Source organism: Streptomyces sp. NPDC002926, assembly GCF_053591755.1.
Genome location: NZ_JBSFUK010000027.1, coordinates 1 through 4,962 on the forward strand (window position 1 = coordinate 1; position 4,962 = coordinate 4,962).

At 71.3% G+C, this 4,962-nt stretch carries 5 protein-coding genes; 3 read left to right on the forward strand and 2 right to left on the reverse strand.

Annotated elements, in window-relative coordinates; genetic code table 11:
* The 3 genes from ACWDZ6_RS27660 to ACWDZ6_RS27670 form a co-directional block, all read left to right on the forward strand.
* The coding region (locus ACWDZ6_RS27660) for a polyketide synthase dehydratase domain-containing protein (protein ID WP_451504992.1) at positions 1 to 1,141 on the forward strand (1,141 nt) is incomplete at its 5' end.
* Positions 1,142 to 1,307: 166 nt separating this feature from the next.
* On the forward strand, positions 1,308 to 2,540 hold the full coding sequence (locus tag ACWDZ6_RS27665) for a cytochrome P450 (RefSeq protein ID WP_326653230.1): 1,233 nt from the start codon (positions 1,308 to 1,310) through the stop codon (positions 2,538 to 2,540).
* A 91-nt stretch (positions 2,541 to 2,631) separates the two neighbouring features.
* Positions 2,632 to 3,405 carry a thioesterase II family protein gene (locus ACWDZ6_RS27670; RefSeq protein WP_451504993.1) on the forward strand — a complete coding sequence of 258 codons (774 nt, stop codon included), beginning with the start codon at positions 2,632 to 2,634 and terminating at the stop codon, positions 3,403 to 3,405.
* A 58-nt stretch (positions 3,406 to 3,463) separates the two neighbouring features.
* Here the strand turns inward: ACWDZ6_RS27670 and ACWDZ6_RS27675 are convergent, their stop codons facing one another.
* Together ACWDZ6_RS27675 and ACWDZ6_RS27680 are read right to left on the reverse strand one after the other, a co-directional pair.
* Positions 3,464 to 4,120: a 4'-phosphopantetheinyl transferase family protein gene (locus ACWDZ6_RS27675; RefSeq protein ID WP_451504994.1), complete on the reverse strand. Its 657-nt coding sequence runs from the start codon at positions 4,118 to 4,120 to the stop codon at positions 3,464 to 3,466.
* Positions 4,117 to 4,962: metallophosphoesterase family protein (locus tag ACWDZ6_RS27680; protein ID WP_451504995.1), on the reverse strand; the 846-nt coding region annotated here is incomplete at its 5' end. The genes ACWDZ6_RS27675 and ACWDZ6_RS27680, both read right to left, overlap by 4 nt.

Consider the following 4,962-nt stretch of genomic DNA (forward strand, 5'->3'; position numbering starts at 1 on the left):
GGTGGTCCGGGCGGGGGAGCAGGCCGAGGTTTCCATCCACTCCCGTCCCGGTCAGGACACCGACTGGACCACCCACGCCACCGGCACCCTCACCAACCCAACGACGGACGGCTCGGGCGGCGGGACCGCTCCCGGCACCGGTACCCGGCCGCCCGCCGACGCGGCGGAGCTGGACATCGACGAGCTGTACGAACGCCTCGCGGCGCGCGGCTTCCGTACCGGACCGCTGTTCCAGAGCGTCCAGGCGGCCTGGCAGCGCGATGGTGAGCTCTACGTCGAGGTCGCTCTGCCCGAGGATGCCGACGCCGACGGCCACCGGATCCACCCGGCCCTCCTCGACGGGTTGTGCCAACTCCTGGCTGTCGACGCCGACGTGGAGCCGGGCAGCGCGCTGACCGGTTCGACGTGGCACAACGTGCGGTGGGAGGACGAGCCGTCGCCGTCGGCCCTGCGGATGGCCTTCACCGGCAACGGTCTCTCCGTGGAGACCGTCTCCGGGCGCCCCGTGGCGTCGGCCGGCTCGGTGGCCCTCCATGCCGTCCCGCTCCAGGCCACCGAGGACCTGGGGGAGACCCCGCCTGCGTCGCGGCCGAGGCCCGCCCGGCGTACGGATCCGCAGCGGTTCGTACGCGACCTTGTGGACAAGGACGACGAGACCCGCGGCCAGTTGTTGTTGGCGCTGGTGCGGGAGCAGGTGGCGCAGGTGCTCGGGCACGCCGACGCGGAAACCGTTGACCCCGACAAGGCCTTCTCCGAGCTCGGCTTCGACTCGATGGCCGCCGTCGAGGTGCGCAACCGCCTCGGCCGGCGTACCGGGCTGTCGCTGCCCAGCACGCTCGTGTTCGACCATCCCACCGCGCGGCGCACCGCGGTCTGGCTGGACGCGGAGCTCCGGCCGCCGGCCGAGGACAGTGCCGAGGCGTTGCTGGGCCGGATGAACCGGCTGGAGGCGCTGCTGTCGAACGCCTCCCGGACCTCCGAGGAGCAGGCCGCCATCACGGCGGGGCTGGAGTCGCTCGTGCAGCTGTGGCGGTCGCGCACCGCGGCCCTTTCGGCCCAGGAGGAGGCGGCTGCCGCGCTCGACGACGCGAGCGACGACGAGCTGTTCGCCGTACTCGACGCCGAGCTCAGTGGCGGCTGACGATTGCGATACCGGGGGCCACTCCCGGCACGGGGAGTGGCCCCGACTCAGGGGGAGGCTAGGGGTACTTGCGCCCCGGATGCCCGCCGTAGCGTGGGGCTCGCCCGCGCATAACCGCTCCGAGCGCGCCTGCTGCGTCGCGCCGAGACGCCATGGGAGATCCACGATGACGATCGAGCTGAGCACCGTGACGCCGGACGACGCGGTGATCCAGTTGTTCAGTCCGCCGCAGCCGGCGGACCCGTTCCCGCTCTACGACGTGCTGATGGGCACCGACCGGGTGTACCGCAGCCCGTCGCTCGGGCTGTGGGCCGTGACGGGGTACGCCGAGTCCTCGGCGATCCTGCGCGCCAACACCACCCGCAACGGCCCGCGTGCGGCGAGCACCATGCGCCCGGACTGGGCTGAGCACGAGGCGCTGCGGATGTACCTCAGCGCGCTGATCACCCTCGACCCACCGGACCACACCAGGGTCCGGGGTCTGGCCGGCAGGGTCTTCACCCCGGCCGCGGTGCGCGCCCTGGGGCCCAGCATTCAGCGGCTGATGCGCCGTCACCTCGACGACATCGTCGAGCAGGCGGACGGTGGCGCCCCCGTGGACCTGATCAAGGCGCTGGCCAGCCCGTTCCCCGTCGCCGTCATCAGCGAGATGCTGGGCGTACCGGACGAGGACGGCATGCACTTCTACCACGTGGCCAACAACTGGTCCCGGGTCTGGTCGGGCGGCTACTACTCGGAGGACGACCTGGCCCGCGCCGACGAGGCGGCGGTCGAGCTGCGCGAGTACTTCGACCGGATCCTGGACGAGCGCCGCAGGAGCCCACGCGAGGACCTGCTGTCGACCCTGGTCCGCGAGGGGGACAACGCGCGCCTGTCGCCGGAGGAGACGATGTCGCTGGCGACATTCCTGTTCGTCGCCGGGTTCGAGACCACGACCTCACTCATCAGCGCCGGGCTGACCTCGCTGCTGGAGCATCCGGACCAGCTGGAGCTGTGGCGCCGCGACCCGTCCGTCACGTCGACGGCCGTGGAGGAGCTGCTGCGCTACAACACGCCGATCACCGCCGCCAGCCGGATGATGAAGGAGGACACCCCGCTGGGTGACCAGGTCGTCCCGGCGAACAGCCTGGTCGTCGCGCTGCTGGCCGCGGCCAACCGCGACCCGCGCCAGTTCACCGACCCGGGCAGGCTGGACCTCACCCGCAGCGAGGGCGCCAACCTGGCCTTCAGCGCGGGCCCGCACTTCTGCATGGGCGGCAACCTGGCACGCCTGGAGGCCTCGGTACTGTTCCCGGCCTTCCTGGAGCGTTTCAGCAGCATCGAGGTGGTGGGGACGCCGGCGCGCCGGGACGCCATCGGGCTCAACGGTTATGAAGAGCTCCAACTCGTCCTGGGCTGACCCCACGTCGATGTGGCGTCGCACTCGCCTCGAGCTTGCGTCGCACTGCTTCGAGCCTGCGTCGAACCCGCGTTCCGGAAGGGAACCGATAATGTCATCCGTTGATCCCGCTGCCTGGCTGCGGCGGTACCACCCCGTTGGCGACAAGGTGCCGCGGCTGATCTGCTTCCCGCACGCGGGCGGGTCGGCGAGCTACTACTTCCCCTTCTCCGGGGCGATGGCCGCGACCGGCGCCGCCGAGGTCAGTGTGGTGCAGTACCCGGGACGCCAGGACCGGCACAAGGAGCCGTGCCTGACAGACCTGCGCGAGATGGCGGCGTACGTCGTGGAGTCGGTGGTGGCCACCGACGACGGCCGCCCGGTGTCGCTGTTCGGCCACAGCATGGGCGCGCTGCTCGCGTTCGAGGTGGCGCTGCAACTGCAGGAGCGGGCAGTGCTGCCGGCCGACCAGCTGTTCGTCTCCGGTCGGCGTTCGCCCAGCAGGCCCAGGGGTGAGAACGTACACCTGCGTGACGAGCAGGGGCTGTTGCGCGAGGTTCGTGAACTCAACGGCACGGGCTCGTCGATGCTGGACGATCCGGATGTGAGAGAGATGATCCTGCGGCCGATGCGGGCCGACTACCGGGCGCTGGAGACGCACCGGTACAGCCCGACGCGGCGGCTGCAGGCCCCGATAACCGCCTTCGTCGGCGACAGCGACCCGCGTACCTCGGTCGACGACGCCGGGCAGTGGGGCGCGGTCACGAGCGGCGACTTCGACCTGCAAGTCCTGCCCGGCGGGCACTTCTACCTCGTCGAGCAGTGGACGACGGTGGCCGAGCTGCTGGGCAGGAAGCTGGCCGACGCCGGCCGGATCCCGCTCTGACCTGCGCCGGCCGGGGCCCGCTCTGACCTGCCCCGGCCGGTCCCGCTCTGCCTACGTGTCAGGCGTCCTGCCCGACCACGACCGCGGTCATCACGAGGTTGTCGTCGGCCGCCCACCGCCCGGAAAGGGCGGTCAGCGGCCGGCCGCTCAGCGTCGGTCCGGGGATGAGGATGCGGGCAGTGAACGTCCCGTCGGGGTCGATCGTCACCGTCGCATCCTCGAAGTCCAGCCACTGCCGGGCCACCGGAAACCATGCTTTGTAGACGGACTCCTTGGCGCTGAAGAGGATGCGGTCCCAGGCGATCCCGGCCGAGTTCGGCAGCGCCGCCAGGGCGGTGAGGTCCTCGGGGCGGCCGATCGCCGGCAGGACGCCCTCGGGCAGGGCATGGTTGGGCTCGGCGTCGATCCCGAGGGTCGCCACGTCGCTGCTGCGTGCCACCACGGCGGCGCGGTAGCCGGCGCAGTGCGTCATGCTTCCCACCACCCCGGCCGGCCAGCTCGGAGCGCCCCGTTCTCCCGGCACGAGCGGCACGGGCGGGTGGCCGAGTGCGGCCAGCGCGTCCCGCGCGCACGCCCGGACGGTGGCGAACTCGGTCTGTCGCTTCTCGACCGCATTGGCGACGACGGCCTGCTCCTCGGGGAACAGCTCGATGTCCGTGCGGTCGGTGAAGGACTGAACCCAGCGCACCGAGGAGGGCAGGATCCCTTCGATCATGCGTCCTCGCCCTTCGTACGAGGCAGGATCTCCCGGGCGAGGTCGGGCCGGAGTCCGAAGCGGCGCCACTCGCGGGGGTAGCCGAGCGAGACCTCTTCGAAGGGGACGTTGTCGTACACGGTGTGCCGGGGTATGTGCAGGTGGCCGTAGACCACGACCTTCGCGCCGAAGCGGGTGTGCCAGTCGGCGGTGCTCACCGTTCCGCACCACTGCACGAACTCCTGATGGATCATCACCTCGGTGGGCGTGCGCACCAGCGGCCAGTGGTTGACCAGGACCAGCGGCAGGTCGCCCGACACCTCCCGCAGGCGCCGCTCGGTCTCCTCGACCCGGGCTGCGCACCACGCCTGGCGGGTCGGGTACGGGTCCGGGTGCAGGAAGTACTCGTCGGTGCAGACAACCCCGGCGTCGAACGCCTTGGCCAGCGACTCCTCCCGGGTCGTCGTCCCCGGCGTCAAGAAGGTGTAGTCGTACAGCAGGAACAGCGGCGCGATCCGGACAGGCCCCCCCGCTCCCGTCCACACCGGGTACGGGTCCTCGGGCGTGAGCACGCCGAGCCGGCGGCACATGGCCACCAGTTGCTCGTAGCGCTGGACGCCGCGCAGCGGGCTGGTCTCCCCTTTGACCGTCCACAGCTCGTGGTTGCCGGGGACCCAGATCACCTGCGCGAAGCGGTCCCGCAGGAGGGCGAGTGCCCACTCGATGTCGGCCATCAGCTCGCCGACGTCGCCGGCGACTATCAGCCAGTCGTCGGGGGAGCCCGGCATCAGGCCCTCGACAATGCTGCGGTTCTCGGCGTAGGCGATGTGCAGGTCGCTGATCGCCCGCAGTGCCCCCTGTGT